Consider the following 20467-nt stretch of genomic DNA (forward strand, 5'->3'; position numbering starts at 1 on the left):
TATACTTAATATGAGTATGGATATTTTTGTAAAAGGAGTGATTTATTATGAAATCACACAGTAAACTCAACTATACATTTCTCATTATTATATTAATCATCTTAATTAACTATTTACTACTCCCTATTTTTGATATTAACGTAGCCGGGATCCTTCCAAGTCTACTAGGCATTGCAACAACTGCTATACTGCCATGGATTTTCTTATATTGGCTTATCCGCCTTGTAAAAGCAATCGAATCAAAATAAAAAGCGTGTAAATCAATTATGATTTACACGCTTTTTCTATTACATTATTTCGCTACTTCTTCAATAATTGCGACAACTAATTCTGCTGTTTTCGCTAATTCCTCAACAGGGATCTTTTCGTTTGTTGTATGAATTTCTTCATAACCAACCGCTAAGTTAACTGTTGGAATACCGTGTCCTGCAATTACGTTTGCATCACTTCCGCCACCACTTTGGTGAAGGGAAGGTGTACGACCAATTTTTTCTGCTGCACGTTTTGCAACCTCTACAACGTGGTCGCCATCAGCAAATTTAAATCCTGGGTACATAACGTTTACTTCAACGTCTGCGTGACCGCCCATTTCTTTTGCAGTTGTTTCAAATGCTTCTTTCATTTTCGCAACTTGTACTTCCATTTTTTCATTGATTAATGAACGCGCTTCTGCAAAAATTTGTACGTGATCGCAAACGATATTCGTTTGTGTACCACCTTCAAAACGTCCAATATTTGCAGTTGTTTCAGAATCAATACGACCAAGTGGCATCTTCGCAATTGCTTTCGCTGCGATAGTAATTGCAGATACACCTTTTTCTGGTGCTACACCAGCGTGAGCTGTTTTCCCACGAATAATCGCATTCACTTTCGCTTGTGTTGGAGCTGCAACAACGATTTCACCAACTTTTCCATCGCTATCTAATGCATAACCGTATTTCGCTGTAATGCGTTCACGATCTAATGCTTTTGCACCAACAAGACCAGATTCTTCTCCAACTGTAATAATAAATTCAATTGTACCATGAGGGATATTTTTCTCTTTTAAAACACGGATTGCTTCGAACATCGATGCTAATCCTGCTTTATCATCCGCACCTAAAATCGTAGTACCATCTGATACGATATATCCATCTTTAATAGAAGGCTTAATTCCATTACCAGGAACTACTGTATCCATATGAGAAGTAAAGTAAATTGTATCAACACCATCTTTTGTTGCTGGTAATGTACAAATTAAGTTACCTGCACCATGCCCAGTAACAGCCATTGTGTCATCTTCAAATACTTCTACACCTAAATCTGTAAATTTCTTTGTTAATACTTTGCAAATTTCTGCTTCAAATTTCGTTTCAGAATCTACTTGTACTAATTCCATAAATTCATTTACTAAACGTTCTTGATTAATCATAAGACTGCGCCTCCTGCACTACCATTATGTATGTAACACTATTAATTATAACAGAATTTCGCAAAAGTTTCGAAATACAAGACAAAAACAGACGGTTTATATGTCTAGATAACCATCTGCTTTCTACTACTCATTTAACAATACCCAGCGCATATGATCTTCCCACACTCCATTAACCATTAACATCTTCCTAGACACGCCTTCATATTGAAAGCCTATCTTCGTCACTACTTGTATAGATGCTAAATTTCGTGGCATAATCGGTGCTTCTATACGATGTAATTGAAATTCCTCAAAAGCAACTTGAATTGCTTTTCTAAGCGCTTCTGTCGTATAACCTTTGTTTAACTCTGCCTTATCTAATTTATAGCCGAGTACACAAGATTGATAAATTCCGCGAACAATTAAATTAAATGAAATACATCCAATTATTTTCGTATCATCACCCTTTTTAAAAATCCAAAGCCTGATGATTTTCCCTTCTGCGAACTCTTTTCTATCCTTTTGTAACTTTTTCTTTTGATAATCTAACGTAAAAAAATCATCCGGTCTATACTCTTCCCAAGCTTTTAAAAATTCACGATTTCTGTCGTAATATTGAAGAACTTTTTCAGCATACGACTCATCGATTTCCCTTAAATGTAAACGATTTGTTTCATATATTTTCATCATCGTATCTCCATTCTTCAGCTTGCATAACAAAAAACTTATAATCTATCATCCTTATATATTCTCTACATACATACAAATTTCCTGTTATACTTTACACGCACTTCTCGAATTTTGTCACTTCTCTCCCCTTGTCCACAATATCATTTCTCGTTACAATGATATTGTACTGATTTGCAAGGAGGCTTAACGATGCATAAAAAAGCTCAAAAAGTTATGATTTACGTAATGCTAATTTCTATGCTTGTAACAACATTACTTGCTGGTGCGAGTATGTTTTGGTAAAAAGGACGATGTGTTCGTCCTTTTTTTACTTTTCACACATAATATAACAAAATAAACCATCTCGATATCGAGATGGTTTATTTTATATAAAGCACAACCGCTACAATACTAAAAGAAAATGACATTACAAGTGCTATTATAAAACTTGTATACTGTTTCTGCTGAAATGCCCCAATAACAAAAGTAAGATTAAGTAATGCCATACATACAAGCGCTACAAGATAAGAACATATATTAAAAGTTGCCAACATGAATGTAACAACAAATAGAAATCCCATAAAAAACTGCATATACGAAATCTTTGGATTCAAGTACATATGAGCAACCCCTTTATCTAATTTTTCACCCCGCTTGGTGAGGGCTGGTATTCAGCGGGGAATAACCTCCCACTGATTAAAGTTTCATTTTATCTTTCTATACTCCCATTAACTCATGGTTATGTACACATGTCAAGACAACTTATTACAATAGAAAAAGCCAACCTTTTCGTTGGCTTTTTCATATGCAATGGCTCCTTTTTCTTTTGCCAATTGCTGAAATGATTTTTTCGACTTCACAATCCATACTTTCGTTCCAATTGGAATGCGATCAAATAAATACTCCACATCGTTTTTCTTCATTCTTATACATCCTTGTGAAATATACTTTCCAATTGAACTTGGTTGGTTTGTTCCATGTATTCCATACTTACTCCCGTCAGTTCCTCTAGCATTAAATCCCATCCACCTAGATCCAAGTGGATTTTTCGGTGATCCCCCTGGAATATTCTTCGCAATATAATATGGATCCTTTGCTTTCATTACAATATCAAAAGTTCCCTCTGGGGTTAATTCATTTGTTTTCCCTGTCGCGACTGGAAAAACCTTTTGAATCTTCCCATCGTCAATATAAGCTAGTTTATTCGTCGCTTTATTTACAATAATAAAAGGATCTCCGGCACGCGGATTATCACCGAGAGGCCAAATGGGCGATAAAGAAAGACATAATATGAAAGAGAGAAGATACGGCATAAATAATTCCTACCTTCTATATAAGTTCTTTTATATTATCCTTTCCCTTAAAGCGGCTTTTAATGAGTAAATATTGCTCCATTTCATATACAAGTTGAACAAGTTTCGCACGTATCTCAAATTCCTCGCGTGTAACCGGCAATGGCATGTCCCTAAATAATTCTCTCATTTCTTGAAGCTGTCTTAAGGAGATAACCCCTGTACTCTCAGGACTAATGGCATTGCCAATATTTTCAACCACATCCGCAATCATGTCAGCTTGTTCATATGTCCATGATAAAGAAGCTGCTAATGGTATCATCCGCTCTAAAATTTCGAATTGTTGCATGCGCATATTAAAATAACGATAGTAATAGTCATCTTCTCGCATAAATGCATTCTCAAGTTTCTTAAACGATAAATCCCTTGCTTCATTTAGCATATTTTCAGTTTCAATAAGTTCTGCCCCGCTCCAATTACTTTCTCTGTTTCGTAAATAAACGACCATTTCAAACAAAATTGTTTTAAAATTACTTTCTATTGTATCCTGATACTCTTTTAGCTTATTTTCACTACTTGGCATATACATATTCACTAATAAAGCCACACTAATCCCTATCGTTAATATCGCAATTTCATTTCCAACAATAAGCCATGTAATTTGTTTCAATGAATATAGATGCATCACAATAACTGAACTCGTGACAATACCTTCTTGAATTTTGAGCATAACTGCAGTCGGAATAAATGTAAGCAATAATATACTAATTGCAAGTGGTGTATAGCCAATTGTTTCAAAAATACAAAACGCGAATACCATTGATAATACACAAGCTAAAAAACGATGTAACGACACTTGAAGTGATTTACGTTTCGTATTTTGTACACATAATATAACTAAAATACCCGCTGAACTATAAAATTCTAATCCTAATAACTGAGCAATAAAAACTGCTGCGCCTGTCCCTATTGCTGTTTTTACTGTACGGTATCCAATTTTGAACATAGCATTGCTCCTATATGTATAAACGTATTTACAGTTAGTATAAAAAAAGGATGACACAATGTCATCCTTTTCTACTTATTATTCACGTAACCTTTACAGATTACAATATTTTTTGTAAAAATTGTTGCGCACGTTCACTTTTCGGTGCTGCAAAAAATTGTGCTGGCGCACTATCTTCTACAAGTTTTCCACCATCTAAAAAGAGAACACGATCTGCTACTTCTTTTGCGAATCCCATTTCATGTGTAACAATGGCCATTGTCATTCCTGTCGTAACTAATGATTTCATAACTTCTAACACTTCTTTCACCATCTCTGGATCTAGTGCTGATGTTGGTTCATCAAATAACATCACTTCTGGTTCCATCGCTAACGCTCTCGCAATTGCTACACGTTGCTTTTGTCCTCCCGAAAGACGATTCGGGTACGTATCCTTTTTATCTAATAAACCGACCTTTTCTAAAAGTTTTTCGGCTTTCTTTTCAGCTTCTTGTTTCGTTACTCCTTTTACATTGATAGGAGCATACGTAATATTTTCTAATACAGTCATATGAGGAAATAGGTGAAAATGCTGAAATACCATTCCAACATTTTCACGAACGTGCATAATATTCGTTTTCGGATTCGTTACTTCTTCCGTTCCGATCCAAATGTGACCATTTGTCGGTGCTTCTAGCACATTCATACAACGTAAAAATGTTGATTTCCCTGATCCAGACGGTCCAATAATTGCTACTACTTCCCCTTTTTCAATCGTTGTTGTAATTCCTTTTAATACTTCGTTTTTTCCAAATGATTTATGAAGGTTTTCAATTTTAATCACTTTTCTTCATTCTCCCTTCAATTGCCTTCCCGACTAATGTAAGAATAATGACTAACATATAATAAATGAGTCCAACAAAAAGTAATGGTTCAAGATATTTAAACGTCTCACCGCCTACAATGTAAGCACGGCGCATTAAATCCGTCGCTCCTATTACTGTTACTACAGCCGATTCTTTCGTAAGTGTCGCAAACTCGTTCACAAGCGCTGGTAATATATTTTTTAATGCTTGAGGGAAAATGATATTTCGCATCATTTTCCCATAAGGAACCCCTAAAGCCATTGCTGCTTCTGTTTGTCCTTTATCAACCGCTTGAATGCCCGCGCGGATTACTTCTGACATATATGCACCTGAATTCAAACTAAATGCTAATACTGCTGCTACGAATGCTGGTATTTCATAACCAATTATTTGCGGGACACCGAAATAAATAATCATTAATTGCAATACAAGTGGTGTACCACGGAAAATTGATGTATAAAGATCTGCCGCTATATTTAACGCTCGTATTCTAGCAATTTTGCAAAGTGCTAATAACATTCCTAAAATAAATCCTACTAGCGCTGATACTGCTACAATTTTCAAAGTAACTTCTAGACCTTTTAGTATATATGGTATCGAAGGCGTAATCGCCGAAAAATCTAAGTTCATTCTTTTCATTCCCCTCAGAGAAAAGTGAAAGGCAGCTTATTTTTCGCTGCCAAACCATTTCTTCACTAATTTATCCATTTCTCCATTTTCTTGCATTTTTTTAATTACTTTATTAAATTCAGCTGTTTTATCACTGTTTTTCGGAAGGGCAATTGCTGCTCCTACTTCTTCTGGTGCTTCTTTAATTTCAATTCCTTGTAATTCTTTCATTTTTTCTAAATAATTTTTAGCAACTGTGTCTTCTATAATTGCAGCGTCAAAACGACCAGCTTTAATTTCTTGTACAATTTCTGGTATACGGTCACGTCCCTCAACTTTGAAATCTACTTGTTTTTTAAATTCTGCTGCTTTCTCTTCTTGAATAGATCCTGTTTGTACCCCTACTTTTTTCCCTTTTAAATCCTCTACAGATTGAATGTTAGAATCCTTTTTAGAAACGACCATGTTTTTCGCAACGAAATAAATATCTGTGAAATCAACATTATTTTTACGCTCTGCAGTTGGCGTCATACCTGCCATTACAAAATCAACTTTTCCTGAGCTAAGAGATGCTAATAAACCACCAAAATCCATATCTTTCACTTTCACTTCATAACCAAGTTCTTTTCCGATATATTTAGCAACATCAACATCAAAGCCGATAATTTCATCACTTTTTGAAGCTTCTACGTATTCATATGGTTTATAATCTGCTGAAGTCCCCATAACCAATACTTTTTTATCTTTTCCAGTAGCCTTTTCTTCCCCCTTACTACAAGCGCTGAACATACTTACAACTAAAATAAGTGCAAACGATATTGATAATAACTTCTTCATCTTTCTTCCCCCTAATAATGTATATTTAAAAGTTTAATAGAATATTTATTCGATGTTTGTATTGTATCAGTACTTTTATTTTTATGCAATATATAAAATAAAAATAAATTAAATAACAATATTAATAACGTTTCCAATGTATAAAATGATGCATAAAACAACACAACTATGCATATCCCATAAATTTTAATACTAAATAAAAAAGGCGGTACACCCACTTAATTGTGGACGTACCGCCTTTTCGTTTATTTTATAGTTCTTCACAATTCTCTTCGAAATAAGATTGAAGTTTTGCAATAACTTGCATCGGTTCATGACCTTCAATTTCATGACGCTCTACCATCGTTACAATTTTTCCATCTTTTAATAAAGCAAATGATGGAGAAGAAGGTGGATACCCTTCGAAATATTCACGAGCTCTTGCTGTTGCTTCTTTATCTTGACCTGCAAACACCGTTACAAGATGGTTAGGACGTTTATCATAATGTACAGAATGCGCAGCAGCAGGACGAGCAATACCACCTGCACAACCACATACAGAGTTTACCATTACAAGTGTTGTTCCATTTCTTTTAAACGCTTCTTCTACTGCTTCTGGCGTCGTCAGTTCTGTATATCCAGCAGAGACAATCTCTTCACGCGCTTGGCGGACAACATCATTCATAAAAAAGTTAAAATTAATCAATCTTTTCCCTCCTCTAAAACTACCTATTTGTATCTTACCAGCTAATGTTTATGAAATACAAGTAAGTTTACTTGTATTTGGGTATAGAAAAGGTGTTAGAGCAGGGCTCTAACACCTTTTCTTAATGACCACGATGTTTTTGCTTTGCTTTTTGTACTTTGATTAAACGTCTTCTTTGTTTTTCAGCCTCACGCTTCTCCTTAGATTGCACTTTCTTTTCTTGTTTATGCAGTTCATAGGATAAGCTAATTGCCTCTTGTGCCTTAGTAAAACGGTTTACATTTACTTCTTTTGCTACTTGTCGTATGATACGCTTTATATTTTTGGGACGCGTTTTTTCTTTCACTTCCACGCCACATTTTGCAAAGTGCTGAAAATACGCTAACATTGGACCATTTACAAATATAAGTATTTCTTCGTCTGACGGCTCTGTTCCAAAAATATACCTTGCTCCATACAATTTTCCTTTTTCTTTACATGTAATGATCCCAACAAAAAATTGGCCATCGTGATATACTGTCAACTCCATTGACAGCCCCTCCTTAAAAAAATTAGAAATACGGGACATCCCGGAGGGGAAGGTTACTGACATGAAATCATGCGTCTGGACTACCAACCAGAACTGTGTTTTTGTATTTCTTTCACTATTATTATATCTTTTTTTCCATAATCTTCATATATTCCGCAATCATTTTTTTATGCGATCCTACAATATAGTCAGGTAGTTCTGTTAGTGGGAAGAATGTAAGCTGAACCGATTCTTCTTTATTCATAACAAAATCTCCATCATATTCATCCGTATAATAAGCGGTCGTTACAGATTGAAATTCATCACCGTTTGCTAATTTTGTAAAATAGTTCGCTCCAGAAAACACATTGATTAATCGCAGGTTCTTCACTTCTATTCCTGTTTCTTCGTATACTTCACGGCAAGCAGTTTCTTCTGGTGATTCACTAAGCTCCATTAACCCGCCAGGCAGCCCCCATTTTCCGTAAGGCTCTGTTCTTTGCTGCAATAATACATATCCATTTTCATTTATAACGAGTACAACAGCACCAACTAAAATTAAAGGGCGATGACCAACTATTTTTCGTAATTCTTCTACATATCCCATCGTATCGCCTCCTTTTTCGTTGTCCACACTATTGTATCATATGTATGAAACGACAAAATGCGTATATTTTTCATTTTTTTAACAAAATATTTATTTTATGTGCTTCATTACATCCCAAACTGCAAGTCTATTATAGTTTGAAACGTTTAAGAGCATATAAGTAAAAAAGCTGGTTCGTATTTACACGAACCAGCTTTTTTACTTAACAGAAAACATATACTTTTTATACGTTTTCCGTACCGATAATATGAGCCCCATCATAATCATATTCGAGAACAAGGAACTTCCCCCATACGATAAGAACGGTAATGCAATCCCTTTTACAGGCATTAATCCAACGATCATACCGATGTTTTGGAATATTTGAACCGTTAATATTCCAATTGCTCCCGCACATAATAATGTACCGAATAAATTATCAGCAGAATAACCAATAATAATTGTTCGATATAGTAGTAATAGGAACAAGAATACAACTAACGCGGCTACGATAAATCCACCTTCTTCGGCAATTGTAGCAAAAATAAAGTCAGTATGCTTCTCAGGTATATAGACGTTCCCTTCGCCAAATCCTTTTCCTTCCATACCACCACTACCTACAGCTAAAATCGATTGCTGTGTTTGATAACCTTGATCTGCATTTTCAAATGGATTTAACCAACCTACAATACGTGATTGTTGGTGAGGTTTTAGTAACGTAACTAAATTATTAAAGAAGAAATCCTCATACCTTACGTAAATAAATATTAACGTAGATAATACGGTCACCGGAATAACTGTACATAACGCTATCAATTTCTTCTGAATACCTGACATAAATAAAATACATGCAATTGCAGCAGCGTATAAGAACACCATCCCTGTATCCGGTTGGCTATATACAACAGCCATAGGCGGAAGGGATACTAGCACAATTTTACCTACTAATTTTAAGTCCGTTTGGAATGTCCTTGCCATATACTGCGCATTATGTTTCACTGCTATACTTGCTACTACGAGAAGCAATGAAATTTTGAAAAACTCAGATGGTTGAATTTGTCCAACTAACGGAAATACAAACCATCTTTTTGCACCTAATTTTTCAGGTGTGAAAGTGGAAACCGGTAGTATTTTCAAAAGAATAAGTGACGCAAATCCAACGATATACAGTGGCCAAGACAATTTTTGTAATTGATCTAAGTCAATGCTTGCAACAAGCAATAACAATACGACCCCAATTATGTAGTTCAAACCCTGTTTCATCGCAAAGTTTGCCTCTCCATATTGGCCAGTTTGCTGACTGCTATATATAGCAGCTATACTCGTAACACATAGTGCAAACAAAATTAATATTAATTTTACATCTAAACTTTTTAGAAACTCGGTACTTCTTTTCATGACATCCTCCTGAAACATTGTTACAGCAAAATAAAAAACCAGGAGTCAACATTCTTCATGTTTTGACGACTGATTACACATTATCTATAAAACACTTATATAGAATAACTCTCTTTTTCATACAATACAATATATTATACTACAGTTTCATCAGTAAGATTTGCCAAAAAAATTATTCTTTTCTTATTTTATATCTATATACCATATATCAGCAATGTATTTTCGTAAATTCCTAATACATACTCGTTCATTGTAAGATTGCTGGGAAAAGTGATGTACATATAGTAGGATGAAAACGAAGAAATAAGATGATAAAAAGCCCGCATAAGCGAGCTTTTTATTAATATACAGATGTATTATTTTCTGACGTATTTTCTAGAATTTCTTTTACACGTCCTAAGAACTTACCACAAATTAAGCCATCGAGTACACGGTGATCAAGTGATAAACATAAGTTAACCATGTCACGAGCACCGAACATACCATTATCCATAATTACTGGACGTTTTACAATTGATTCAACTTGTAAAATAGCCGCTTGTGGGTAATTAATAATACCCATAGATTGAACAGAACCAAATGATCCTGTGTTATTAATTGTAAATGTTCCGCCTTGCATTTCGTCCGCTTTTAACGATTTCGTACGTACTTTTCCTGCAAGTTCTGTAATTTCACGAGCGATGCCTTTAATTGTCTTCTCGTCTGCGTGTTTAATTACTGGTACAAATAGTTCGTCCTCTGTTGCAACAGCGATAGAAAGGTTAATATCTTTCTTCTGAACGATTTTATCGCCAGCCCACATTGAATTAATTTGAGGATACTCTTTTAACGCTTGTGCTACTGCTTTTACGAAGAAAGCAAAGAACGTTAAGTTAAAGCCTTCACGCTTTTTGAAATCACCTTTAATTGAATTACGGTATGACACAAGGTTTGTCACATCTACTTCAATCATCATCCAAGCGTGTGGTGCTTCGTGTTTGCTACGTAACATGTTCGCTGCGATTGCTTTACGCACACCTGTTACTGGAATTTCGATATCGCCAGGCATTGTTGGTACAGAAACTAGTTTCGCAGCTTCTACTTTTTGTGCTACCGGCGCTGCTTTTGGTGCTTCTGGACGCGCTTCTACTACTGCTGCTACCGCTTCCTCTTTCTTCGCACCTGCTTGCGGAATGTTTCCAGATTCCACTAGCTTTAAAATATCTTTACGAGTGATACGGCCATTTGCTCCCGTACCTTCCACTAGATCTAAATCAACGTTATGCTCACCCGCAAGTTTTAACACAGCTGGTGAAAAACGAGGTTTTCCATCAGTTGGTTGTTTTGCTTTCGGTGCTTTTTCAGACGTAGCTACTTCTGCCTTTGGTTCTTCTTTTGTTTTTTCCTCAACAGCGGTTGCTGCTACTTCATCTGCGCCTTCTACTTGAATAACACAAACTACTTCACCTACAGCTAACGTATCACCTTCACCAGCGATTAACTCTTTCACAATACCAGTGAAAGAAGATGGTACTTCAGCATTTACTTTATCAGTCATTACTTCTGCAAGCGGATCATACTTATTTACGTGATCGCCAACATTAACAAGCCATTTACTAATTGTACCCTCTGTAACGCTCTCCCCGAGCTGAGGCATTGTAATATTTTCTACAGCCATGTATAGTCCCCCCGATTAAAATTCCGCAAGTTCACGCATTGCTTTTTCAACTTTATCTGGATTTACCATGAAGAATTTTTCCATTGTTGGTGCATAAGGCATTGCTGGAACGTCTGGACCTGCAAGACGTGCGATTGGCGCATCTAAATCAAACAGACAGTTTTCAGCAATAATTGCTGCCACTTCACTCATAATACTTCCTTCTTTATTGTCTTCTGTTACAAGAAGAACTTTACCTGTTTTAGAAGCAGCTTCAATGATTGCTTCTTTATCTAATGGATATACAGTACGTAAATCAAGAATGTGTGCAGAGATGCCATCTTGTGCTAACTTTTCAGCTGCTTGAAGAGCAAAATGAACACATAATCCGTATGTGATAACAGTAATATCATCACCTTCACGTTTTACATCTGCTTTTCCGATTGGTAATACGTAATCATCTTCTGGCACTTCACCTTTAATTAAGCGATATGCACGTTTATGCTCAAAGAATAATACTGGATCTTCATCACGAATTGCAGCTTTTAGTAAGCCTTTTGCATCATATGGTGTAGAAGGGATAACGATTTTTAAACCAGGTTGGTTTGCAAACATCGCTTCCACAGATTGTGAATGATACAATGCACCGTGAACACCTCCGCCAAATGGCGCACGAATTGTAACTGGACAAGTCCAATCGTTATTAGAACGATAACGAATTTTTGCTGCCTCAGAAACAATTTGGTTTACTGCTGGCATGATGAAATCAGCAAACTGCATTTCAGCGATTGGACGCATACCATACATTGCCGCACCAATTGCTACCCCAGCAATTGCAGATTCTGCAAGCGGTGCATCAAGCGCACGATCTTCACCAAACTGATCATATAAACCGTGTGTCGCTTTAAATACGCCACCTTTTTTACCAACATCTTCACCTAAAACAAATACTTTCTCATCGCGTTCCATTTCTTCGCGCATTGCTAATGTAATAGCATCAATATAAGACATTACAGCCATGAAACGTTCCCCCCTATTCTGCGTATACGTGCTTCAATGCATCTTCAGGTGCTGCATACGGAGCATTTTCTGCATATTCTGTTGCTTCATTTACGATATGCATAATTTCGTCTAACATTTGTTTTTCAGATTCCTCAGTTAACACGCCAGCTTCTTTTAAATAAGCAGCAAATGTTATAATTGAATCTTTTTTCTTCGCTTCTTCTACTTCTTCTTTATCACGATAAACACGATCATCGTCGTCACTAGAATGTGCTGTTAAACGATATGATACTGTTTCAATTAAAGTTGGACCTTCACCACGACGGCCGCGGTCTGCTGCTTCTTTTACAGCTTTATATACTGCAAGCGGATCATTTCCGTCTATTGTATATCCAGGCATACCGTAACCAATTGCACGGTCTGATACATTTTTACATGCTAATTGTTTTTCAACTGGAATAGAGATTGCGTATTTATTATTTTCACACATGAAAATAACAGGTAGTTTGTGTACGCCAGCAAAGTTTGCACCTTCATGGAAATCACCTTGGTTAGAAGAACCTTCCCCGAATGTAACAAACGTTACTAAATCTTTCTTTTCCATTTTTCCAGCTAATGCAATACCAACTGCATGTGGTACTTGCGTTGTTACTGGAGATGATCCTGTCACAATACGATTTTTCTTTTGACCGAAGTGACCAGGCATTTGACGACCACCAGAGTTTGGATCTCCAGCTTTCGCGAAAGCAGACAACATAAGCTCTTTAGCTGTCATACCAAACGCTAGTACAACGCCCATATCACGGTAGTACGGTAATGCATAATCTTTCTCTCTATCAAGAGCGAATGCTGCTCCAACTTGTGCCGCCTCTTGTCCTTGACAAGAAATTACGAATGGAATTTTACCAGCGCGGTTTAATAACCACATACGTTCGTCAATTTTACGTGCAAGTAACATCGTACGGAACATTTCTAATACTTGCTCATCACTTAAGCCAAGCTCTTCATGGCGCTTTTCTTTTACTTCTGCCATTTTTCATAACCTCCTAAATCCACATTTTTATGCGTGTAACGCTTTTCCATCTACAGCTAATGCTGCTTCACCAATCGCCTCAGATAATGATGGATGCGGATGAATTGTATGTGCTACTTCCCACGGTGTTGCATCAAGTACTCTTGCAAGACCAGCTTCAGAAATCATATCTGTTACATGTGGTCCAATCATATGAACACCAAGAATGTCATTTGTTTCTTCATCAACTACAAGTTTTACGAAACCATCTGATTCGCCGTATACAAGTGCTTTTCCGATTGCACGGAATGAGAACTTCCCTACTTTTAACTTATAGCCTTTTTCTTTCGCTTCTTGTTCTGTTAAACCGACAGAAGCAACTTCCGGACTGCTATATACGCATTTTGATACCATAGAATAATCAATTGGTGTAACTTCTTTACCAGCAATATGTTCTACTGCAACAATTCCTTCATGAGAAGCAACGTGAGCAAGCTGTAAACCACCGATTACATCACCGATTGCGTAAATATGAGATTCTTTCGTTTGATAAAACTCATTTGTTTGAATGTATCCTTTTTCCACAACGATATCCGTATTCTCTAAACCAATATTTTGCGTATTGGCTTGTCGTCCTACAGATACAAGCATTTTTTCTGCTTTAAATTCTTTATTCTCACCGTTATGTTCAGCTTGAATTGTTACTCCATTATCTTTTACCAATGTTTCTGGTAATACTTTTGCACCAGTTACCACTTTAATACCTTTTTTCTTAAATAGACGTTGCATTTCTTTTGAAACGTCTTGATCTTCTAGTGGTAGTATCGTTTTCGCATATTCTAATACTGTAACTTCTACACCGAAGTCAGCAAGCATAGATGCCCACTCAATACCGATTACACCGCCACCTACGATAATAATCGAACTAGGAAGCGTTTCCATTTTTAGGGCATGATCGGAAGACATTACGTACTCTCCGTCTAATTCTAAACCTGGTAATGAATTCGGACGAGAACCTGTTGCAACAAGTACATTTTTTGGAATTAACATTTCATTCTCTTCTCCACTTGCAAGTTCAACTGAAATTGTCCCTGGCATCGGAGAGAAAATAGATGGGCCAAGAATACGGCCAATACCTTCAAACACATCAATTTTACCTTGTTTCATTAAGTGTTGAACGCCTTTATGAAGTTGCGTTACAATCTTCTCTTTACGCTCTTGTACTTTCGCAAAGTTTAGTTCTACATTACTTGCAATAACCCCGAACTCTTCGCTTTTTTTAGCAGTTGCATATACTTCCGCACTACGTAAAAGAGCTTTACTAGGAATACATCCTTTGTGTAAACAAGTACCACCAAGATTTTCTTTTTCAACAAGTGCAGTTTTTAAACCTAGTTGTGATGCACGAATAGCAGCAACATATCCACCAGTACCGCCGCCAACGATGACTAAATCATATTCTTTTGCCATTATCTCAACCCCTAGCTACCGTTTCTTTTTCACGTACAACATATTCTTTTGGAGCTTCTTCTTCACGTAGTACACGAAGCGCTCCTTCTGCTAATGCTTGTAATTCATCTTCTCCTGGATGTACGATAACATCTGCAATCCAGTCTACTCGTTCTTTTATTTCATCAACAAGAATTTTACTGTAAGCAAGTCCACCAGTTAATACGATTGCATCGATTTTCCCGTGAAGTACAGCGCTAGCTCCGCCAATTTCTTTTGCAACTTGATATGCCATTGCTTTATAAATAAGAGTTGCTTCAGGATCACCTTTTTCAACCATTTGTTCTACTTTAATCGCATCATTTGTACCGATGAGGCTTACAAGTCCACCTTGTCCGACAAGTTTTTTAACCATTTCGTCTCGGTAATACTCACCAGAGAAGCACATTTCAACTAATTGTCCTACTGGTACTGTACCCGCACGCTCTGGACTAAATGGTCCTTCTCCATTTAAACCATTATTGACATCGATAACTTTTCCTTTTTTATGAGCACCAACTGTAATACCGCCGCCCATATGTGTAACTAATAAATTTAAATCCTCGTACTTGTGGTTTAATTCTTCAGCCACTTTACGAGCAACTGCTTTTTGATTTAATGCATGGAAAATACTTTTACGTTCCATACCAGCAATACCGCTTATACGAGCAATTGGCTCCATTTCATCTACAACGACAGGATCTACAATGAATGCCGGAATATTTAATCCAGAAGCAATTTCATAAGCTAAAATGCCCCCAAGGTTTGAAGCGTGATGACCGCTAAACCCATTTTTTAAATCTTCTAACATTGAATCGTTTACTGTGTATGTTCCGCCTTCGATTGGACGAAGTAATCCCCCGCGTCCACAAACTGCGTTTAACTTTGAAATATTAATACCGTGAGAATGTAGAACTTCTAAGATCGTTTCTTTACGAAACTCATATTGGTCGATAATTCGCTTATATTTTCCAATCTGTTCTTCATCATGGCGAATAGTTTCTTCTAAAACAGGTCTTTCATTATCAAAAACACCAATTTTTGTGGATGTACTACCCGGATTAATAACAAGAATTCGATTTAAAGACACTGTTGCTACCTCCACTAATAAATTCAAAAGGAGGTGGAAACCTCATAAGAGGTAACCACACCTTTTGTAAAAGTAATATATGAATGATTAGCGACGGCTAATAATGTCGTGACCGTTGCGTAAGTATGTGCTACGAGAGTTTTTCAAACTTGCAATGCGCTCTTCAGCTAAACGATCTGCTGCTACATAAGTTGCAATGCCATCGCGTTTTGAAATTTCGATTACTTTTGCAATTGTGTCATAAATTGACTCAACGCGTTTTAATGCACGTTCTCTATTGTATCCATATAACTCGTCTGCTACGTTAATTACGCCACCTGCATTAATTACATAGTCTGGTGCGTATACAATACCCATTTCATGAATGATGTCGCCGTGACGATCTTCTTTTAATTGGTTATTTGCAGAACCTGCGATTACTTTTGCTTTCAGTTGTGGAATAGTTTCGTCATTAACTGTTGCGCCTAATGCACATGGTGCGTAAATATCACATTCAACACCGTAAATTTCATTTGGCTCAACTGCAGCTGCACCGAATTCTTCTACTGCACGTTGTACAGCTTCTTTATTAATGTCTGTAACGATTAGTTTTGCTCCTTCAGCGTGTAAATGTTTGCATAGGTGATATGCTACGTTACCAACACCTTGAACAGCAATTACTTTTCCTTCTAAATTATCAGTACCGAAAGCTTCTTTCGCAGCAGCTTTCATACCACGATACACACCGTATGCAGTTACTGGAGATGGGTTACCAGAAGAACCGAATGATGGTGAAATACCTGTTACGAAGTCAGTTTCTTCATGGATAATATCCATATCATCTACTGTTGTACCAACATCTTCAGCTGTAATGTAACGTCCGTTTAGTCCTTGAATGTAACGTCCTAACGCACGGAACATCGCTTCGCTCTTATCTTTACGTGGATCACCGATAATTACTGTTTTCGCACCACCTAAGTTTAAACCAGCAGCTGCGTTTTTGTATGTCATCCCTTTTGCAAGACGCAATGCATCTTCAATCGCCGCTTCTTCAGAATCATATGTCCACATTCTTGTTCCACCAAGAGCTGGTCCAAGTGTTGTATCATGAATTGCAATGATTGCTTTTAAACCAGATTCTTTATCTTGACAAAATACTACTTGCTCATAATCATATTTTTCTAAGTATTCGAAGATTTCTAATGCCATTGTCGTTTCCCCCTAATGTTTTACCCTATTTGGTTTATTTTGAAGCAGTCGCAACTGCCAATGCTAATGAATATACTTTTGTTTCTGCTGAATCAGCACGAGATGTTAAAACAATCGGTGCTTTTGCGCCAGCAATCATTGCTCCTACTTTTGCATCAGCAAAGTAGACGAGTGATTTATATAGCACATTTCCAGCTTCAATCGTTGGGACGAGTAAAATGTCTGCCTTACCTGCTACATCACTTACTATGCCTTTATGTTCTGCTGCAATTTGTGATACTGCATTATCTAAAGCAAGTGGCCCATCAACGACACAATTTTTAATTTGTCCGCGGCGATTCATTTGAGTTAACATCGCTGCATCAATTGTTGCTTGCATCGCAGGATTCACAACCTCTACCGCTGCAATTGGTGCTACCTTTGGCAAATCAATTCCTATTGCCTGGGCAACTTCTACAGTATTCTGTATAATAGCAGCTTTCTGTGTTACATCAGGTGCAATGTTCATCGCTGCATCCGTAACAAAAATTAGACGATCGTAATTCGGAACTTCAAATGCTGCAACGTGTGAAAGTACGCTACCTTTACGAAGTCCCCACTCTTTATTTAATACAGCTTTCAAAATATTTGCTGTTGGGATGTTTCCCTTCATAAGCACATCTGCTTCGCCATTTCTTACAGCTTTCACAGAAAGTTCTGCAGCCTCAGCACTTGACTGTGCTGCAATTACTTCAATATGTTCTGAAGTTTGTAAACTATGTTCTTGTAGCATCCCCATTATTTTTTCTTGATTTCCATATAGACGAAATTGAGCTAGCTGTAATGTAATTGCTTTTGCTACAGCTTCAATTACTTCATGATCTTCAGCTACTGCTACAGCCACAGTTTTTTTAGGCTGTCCTGCTGCTTGATCAATTAAGTGTTCTAACTTCATATTTTGTAATCAACCCTTTCCGTCGTCCCTCGTCTTTTTATAAAGCAAATACCGTGCCAACTTTTAAAAGTGGTCTTACCAATAATGAAAACGCATTCAAAATGCAGTAAAATCAATACTTTGGAAAATAACAAAAGATTCTGTCTATTTTTGTCGTATTTTGTATACCATGCAATAAATTGCACGGTATGCAATTTATTGCATGCTATTTTTTGCACACTCATACTTTTCTAGCTTGTAATATAAATTTCGAACCGAAATTCCTAACGCTCTTGCCGTTTGTGTTTTATTTCCACCGAATCTCTCTAAATATTCATGAATGATATTCCCTTCAAACTCCGTCACTAAATGTTCAAGTGGCTTTTCTTCTAACTCTGGTAATAAATGAGCTTGCTTTGATTCCACCTGCTCTTCGTTATGTAATGGCGGTAAATGGTGTACATCAATATAGGTCTCGTTATAATTCATAAAGATAATAGCTCTCCCCAAAATATTTTCAAGTTCCCTCACATTCCCTGGCCATTCATATGATTGTAAATACGAAATAGCTGAATTAGTGAGTCCCTCTATATTTCGGCCATAATCTTGATTAATTTTTTGAATTAATCTTTCTGCAATTGATGGTATGTCCTCTTTACGCTGACGCAGAGACGGGATTTGAATTGGAATTTTATTTAATCGATAATATAAATCTTCCCTAAACTCTCCTTCTAGAATAGCCTTTTCTAAATTCACGTGCGTTGCTGCAATTACTCGGACATTGATAGGGATCGCTTTCGTTCCACCAACTTTTACAATCTCTTTTTCTTGCAACACACGAAGGAGTTTCGCTTGTGTATTTGCAGACAATTCTCCTATCTCATCTAAAAAGATACTACCGTTATTCGCTTCCTCAAAGAATCCACGTTTTCCGCCTCTTTTCGCACCAGAAAATGCACCTTCCTCATAGCCGAATAATTCACTTTCTAACAACGTCTCCGAAATAGCTGCACAGTTTACACGAACGAACTTATTATATTTTCGGTTACTTCCATTATGGATAGCATGTGCAAACAATTCTTTACCCGTTCCAGATTCTCCGCGTAGCAATACTGTTGCTGGTGTATTCGCGCCAAGTTTCGCCTGTTCAATAGCGGCCGTTGTTTCATCTGAATTTCCGACAATGTCATCAAACGAATACTTTGCTTCTAACGTTCGGATAATTTGCCTTGCTCGATTCAATTCATTTGTTAACTTTTGAATTTCTGATACGTCACGAATTACACCGACGCTACCTTTTAAGATTCCATCCACAATGACTGGTGCTACGTTTACAATTACATCTCGCTTTTTTTGTCCAATCTTCATATGTATTCCTCGTACCGCCCTACGCGTTCGAAGTACTTTCATATGCATACTTTCACCTTCTACAATATCAGTTGTAGCTGGTTTCCCAATAATATCCTCTTCTGTTAAACCTGTTAATTTCGTATACGCAGGGTTAATTACTAATCCTCGTCCTTTTTCATCCACGACCGAAATGGCTTCCTCAGACGAGTTGATAATCGCCTCAAGTAACGTTTGAATCTCTTTTAAATCTGTAACTTCTTCCGCAAGATCTACAACCTCTGTTATATCTTTAAAAATCGCAAATGCCCCTTGTACTTCTCCTCCCTCTTTTAATATCGGAATACGGGTTGTAATAATTTTCTTTTCATTCTCTAATGTCAGTTCATAATTCACTTCTATTTGTTTCGTACGTATAATACGAAGCAACTTACTCGTCGGAATGACTTCTAAAATATATTTCCCTACCGCATCTTCTTTTTTATACCCGATAATACGCTCTGCACTTTTATTAAATAGACGAACTTGTCCATCTCGATCGATTACAATCATACCGTCATGCGTAGAATTTAAAATTAAATCACCTTGTAGCGTTTGTTCTTCTAACTTTCCAATTAAATCTTCCTTCTCATGTGCTAATCTCGTAACAATTTTCGCAATATCACCTGGTATAAGAAGAGTATCTTTATGCTTTTTCTTTAATAAATCTTTATGTAAATCAGTGTCACCTGTCATATCAAACATTACATCAATGTGCATAGAAAGAAACGGCGTTACACTCTCTCCAATTGTAATCCCGTATTCTTTAGCCATTTGTAACCCTTTTGCTATCGGATTTATATCAATAATCCCTATAATTTGAAATATATTCGAACTTTGCAACAGATTCAGCAGTGTACTGCCACCTTCACCTGCACCAACAATTAAAACTTTTTGTCTCATATATTACACTTCCTCTCGAAG

The 20467-nt window shown here is 36.8% G+C and carries 22 protein-coding genes; 2 read left to right on the forward strand and 20 right to left on the reverse strand.

Annotated elements, in window-relative coordinates; translation table 11 throughout:
• Window positions 1-47: 47 nt before the first annotated feature.
• Window positions 48-248, forward strand: coding sequence for a hypothetical protein (locus tag ACUXEY_RS04950; RefSeq protein WP_166701859.1), 201 nt, complete (start codon window positions 48-50; stop codon window positions 246-248).
• Window positions 249-292: 44 nt separating this feature from the next.
• On the opposite strand, the gene ACUXEY_RS04955 is transcribed toward ACUXEY_RS04950, so the two are convergent.
• On the reverse strand, window positions 293-1411 hold the full coding sequence (locus tag ACUXEY_RS04955) for a tripeptidase T (protein ID WP_429599941.1): 1119 nt from the start codon (window positions 1409-1411) through the stop codon (window positions 293-295).
• Between the two features lie 126 nt (window positions 1412-1537).
• Window positions 1538-2083: a GNAT family N-acetyltransferase gene (locus ACUXEY_RS04960; protein ID WP_002008488.1), complete on the reverse strand. Its 546-nt coding sequence runs from the start codon at window positions 2081-2083 to the stop codon at window positions 1538-1540.
• Between the two features lie 189 nt (window positions 2084-2272).
• Here ACUXEY_RS04960 and prli42 point away from each other — a divergent pair, with 189 nt between their 5' ends.
• Window positions 2273-2365, forward strand: a complete 93-nt coding sequence (gene prli42 / locus ACUXEY_RS04965) for a stressosome-associated protein Prli42 (protein ID WP_000549038.1) — start codon at window positions 2273-2275, stop codon at window positions 2363-2365.
• 77 nt (window positions 2366-2442) lie between these two features.
• Here the strand turns inward: prli42 and ACUXEY_RS04970 are convergent, their stop codons facing one another.
• The 18 genes from ACUXEY_RS04970 to ACUXEY_RS05055 all read right to left on the reverse strand — a co-directional run bounded on the left by ACUXEY_RS04970 (window position 2443) and on the right by ACUXEY_RS05055 (window position 20446).
• Window positions 2443-2682 (reverse strand): DUF3894 domain-containing protein, encoded by a 240-nt coding sequence (locus tag ACUXEY_RS04970; protein WP_076540085.1) that lies wholly within the window; start codon window positions 2680-2682, stop codon window positions 2443-2445.
• A gap of 132 nt (window positions 2683-2814) precedes the next feature.
• A complete protein-coding gene (locus ACUXEY_RS04975) occupies window positions 2815-3375 on the reverse strand; it encodes a L,D-transpeptidase (RefSeq protein WP_063223020.1) in 561 nt (186 codons plus the stop codon).
• 16 nt (window positions 3376-3391) lie between these two features.
• Entirely contained in the window at window positions 3392-4360 is a 969-nt protein-coding gene (locus ACUXEY_RS04980; protein ID WP_461300220.1) for an aromatic acid exporter family protein, read from the reverse strand.
• A gap of 100 nt (window positions 4361-4460) precedes the next feature.
• Window positions 4461-5183, reverse strand: coding sequence for an amino acid ABC transporter ATP-binding protein (locus ACUXEY_RS04985; RefSeq protein WP_048531021.1), 723 nt, complete (start codon window positions 5181-5183; stop codon window positions 4461-4463).
• Complete coding sequence (locus tag ACUXEY_RS04990; protein ID WP_306183812.1) at window positions 5176-5835, reverse strand: amino acid ABC transporter permease; 660 nt, start codon at window positions 5833-5835, stop codon at window positions 5176-5178. The genes ACUXEY_RS04985 and ACUXEY_RS04990 overlap by 8 nt, the downstream gene beginning before the upstream one ends.
• Window positions 5836-5871: 36 nt before the next feature.
• Window positions 5872-6651 (reverse strand): transporter substrate-binding domain-containing protein, encoded by a 780-nt coding sequence (locus ACUXEY_RS04995; RefSeq protein ID WP_461300221.1) that lies wholly within the window; start codon window positions 6649-6651, stop codon window positions 5872-5874.
• 250 nt (window positions 6652-6901) lie between these two features.
• A complete protein-coding gene (locus ACUXEY_RS05000; RefSeq protein WP_001979317.1) occupies window positions 6902-7315 on the reverse strand; it encodes a BrxA/BrxB family bacilliredoxin in 414 nt (137 codons plus the stop codon).
• 142 nt (window positions 7316-7457) lie between these two features.
• Window positions 7458-7865 carry a YjdF family protein gene (locus tag ACUXEY_RS05005; protein ID WP_088097692.1) on the reverse strand — a complete coding sequence of 136 codons (408 nt, stop codon included), beginning with the start codon at window positions 7863-7865 and terminating at the stop codon, window positions 7458-7460.
• 121 nt (window positions 7866-7986) lie between these two features.
• A complete protein-coding gene (locus ACUXEY_RS05010) occupies window positions 7987-8451 on the reverse strand; it encodes an NUDIX hydrolase (RefSeq protein WP_461300222.1) in 465 nt (154 codons plus the stop codon).
• A 198-nt stretch (window positions 8452-8649) separates the two neighbouring features.
• Window positions 8650-9828, reverse strand: coding sequence for an FtsW/RodA/SpoVE family cell cycle protein (locus ACUXEY_RS05015; RefSeq protein ID WP_048531028.1), 1179 nt, complete (start codon window positions 9826-9828; stop codon window positions 8650-8652).
• A 340-nt stretch (window positions 9829-10168) separates the two neighbouring features.
• A complete protein-coding gene (locus ACUXEY_RS05020) occupies window positions 10169-11485 on the reverse strand; it encodes a dihydrolipoamide acetyltransferase family protein (RefSeq protein WP_461300223.1) in 1317 nt (438 codons plus the stop codon).
• A 15-nt stretch (window positions 11486-11500) separates the two neighbouring features.
• The gene (bfmBAB, locus tag ACUXEY_RS05025; RefSeq protein WP_000290071.1) at window positions 11501-12484 is read right to left on the reverse strand and encodes a 3-methyl-2-oxobutanoate dehydrogenase subunit beta; all 984 of its coding nucleotides are present in this window, start codon (window positions 12482-12484) and stop codon (window positions 11501-11503) included.
• Between the two features lie 13 nt (window positions 12485-12497).
• Entirely contained in the window at window positions 12498-13499 is a 1002-nt protein-coding gene (bfmBAA, locus tag ACUXEY_RS05030; RefSeq protein WP_000852551.1) for a 3-methyl-2-oxobutanoate dehydrogenase subunit alpha, read from the reverse strand.
• A 27-nt stretch (window positions 13500-13526) separates the two neighbouring features.
• Window positions 13527-14948, reverse strand: coding sequence for a dihydrolipoyl dehydrogenase (gene lpdA, locus ACUXEY_RS05035; RefSeq protein WP_001051296.1), 1422 nt, complete (start codon window positions 14946-14948; stop codon window positions 13527-13529).
• 4 nt (window positions 14949-14952) lie between these two features.
• Window positions 14953-16056, reverse strand: coding sequence for a butyrate kinase (buk, locus tag ACUXEY_RS05040; RefSeq protein WP_087956897.1), 1104 nt, complete (start codon window positions 16054-16056; stop codon window positions 14953-14955).
• 87 nt (window positions 16057-16143) lie between these two features.
• On the reverse strand, window positions 16144-17244 hold the full coding sequence (locus ACUXEY_RS05045; RefSeq protein ID WP_166701854.1) for a leucine dehydrogenase: 1101 nt from the start codon (window positions 17242-17244) through the stop codon (window positions 16144-16146).
• 34 nt (window positions 17245-17278) lie between these two features.
• Window positions 17279-18178 carry a phosphate butyryltransferase gene (yqiS, locus tag ACUXEY_RS05050; RefSeq protein WP_166701853.1) on the reverse strand — a complete coding sequence of 300 codons (900 nt, stop codon included), beginning with the start codon at window positions 18176-18178 and terminating at the stop codon, window positions 17279-17281.
• 195 nt (window positions 18179-18373) lie between these two features.
• Complete coding sequence (locus ACUXEY_RS05055) at window positions 18374-20446, reverse strand: sigma-54 interaction domain-containing protein (RefSeq protein WP_166701852.1); 2073 nt, start codon at window positions 20444-20446, stop codon at window positions 18374-18376.
• Window positions 20447-20467: the final 21 nt, after the last annotated feature.

This window comes from Bacillus sp. F9_6S_D1_P_5 (genome assembly GCF_054823925.1).

What these genes read in the sequence shown, in the direction of transcription:
- bfmBAB (WP_000290071.1), bottom strand. Translation starts at nt 12,484, where the DNA reads ATGGCTGTAATGTCTTATATTGATGCTATTACATTAGCAATGCGCGAA.
- ACUXEY_RS05055 (WP_166701852.1), bottom strand. Translation starts at nt 20,446, where the DNA reads ATGAGACAAAAAGTTTTAATTGTTGGTGCAGGTGAAGGTGGCAGTACA.
- ACUXEY_RS04955 (WP_429599941.1), bottom strand. Translation starts at nt 1,411, where the DNA reads ATGATTAATCAAGAACGTTTAGTAAATGAATTTATGGAATTAGTACAA.
- ACUXEY_RS04960 (WP_002008488.1), bottom strand. Translation starts at nt 2,083, where the DNA reads ATGATGAAAATATATGAAACAAATCGTTTACATTTAAGGGAAATCGAT.
- prli42 (WP_000549038.1), top strand. Translation starts at nt 2,273, where the DNA reads ATGCATAAAAAAGCTCAAAAAGTTATGATTTACGTAATGCTAATTTCT.
- ACUXEY_RS05045 (WP_166701854.1), bottom strand. Translation starts at nt 17,244, where the DNA reads ATGGCATTAGAAATCTTCGAATACTTAGAAAAATATGATTATGAGCAA.
- ACUXEY_RS04995 (WP_461300221.1), bottom strand. Translation starts at nt 6,651, where the DNA reads ATGAAGAAGTTATTATCAATATCGTTTGCACTTATTTTAGTTGTAAGT.
- ACUXEY_RS04975 (WP_063223020.1), bottom strand. Translation starts at nt 3,375, where the DNA reads ATGCCGTATCTTCTCTCTTTCATATTATGTCTTTCTTTATCGCCCATT.
- ACUXEY_RS05005 (WP_088097692.1), bottom strand. Translation starts at nt 7,865, where the DNA reads ATGGAGTTGACAGTATATCACGATGGCCAATTTTTTGTTGGGATCATT.
- lpdA (WP_001051296.1), bottom strand. Translation starts at nt 14,948, where the DNA reads ATGGCAAAAGAATATGATTTAGTCATCGTTGGCGGCGGTACTGGTGGA.
- ACUXEY_RS05010 (WP_461300222.1), bottom strand. Translation starts at nt 8,451, where the DNA reads ATGGGATATGTAGAAGAATTACGAAAAATAGTTGGTCATCGCCCTTTA.
- bfmBAA (WP_000852551.1), bottom strand. Translation starts at nt 13,499, where the DNA reads ATGGCAGAAGTAAAAGAAAAGCGCCATGAAGAGCTTGGCTTAAGTGAT.
- ACUXEY_RS05020 (WP_461300223.1), bottom strand. Translation starts at nt 11,485, where the DNA reads ATGGCTGTAGAAAATATTACAATGCCTCAGCTCGGGGAGAGCGTTACA.
- ACUXEY_RS04990 (WP_306183812.1), bottom strand. Translation starts at nt 5,835, where the DNA reads ATGAACTTAGATTTTTCGGCGATTACGCCTTCGATACCATATATACTA.
- ACUXEY_RS05015 (WP_048531028.1), bottom strand. Translation starts at nt 9,828, where the DNA reads ATGAAAAGAAGTACCGAGTTTCTAAAAAGTTTAGATGTAAAATTAATA.
- ACUXEY_RS04950 (WP_166701859.1), top strand. Translation starts at nt 48, where the DNA reads ATGAAATCACACAGTAAACTCAACTATACATTTCTCATTATTATATTA.
- ACUXEY_RS05000 (WP_001979317.1), bottom strand. Translation starts at nt 7,315, where the DNA reads ATGAATGATGTTGTCCGCCAAGCGCGTGAAGAGATTGTCTCTGCTGGA.
- ACUXEY_RS04980 (WP_461300220.1), bottom strand. Translation starts at nt 4,360, where the DNA reads ATGTTCAAAATTGGATACCGTACAGTAAAAACAGCAATAGGGACAGGC.
- yqiS (WP_166701853.1), bottom strand. Translation starts at nt 18,178, where the DNA reads ATGAAGTTAGAACACTTAATTGATCAAGCAGCAGGACAGCCTAAAAAA.
- ACUXEY_RS04970 (WP_076540085.1), bottom strand. Translation starts at nt 2,682, where the DNA reads ATGTACTTGAATCCAAAGATTTCGTATATGCAGTTTTTTATGGGATTT.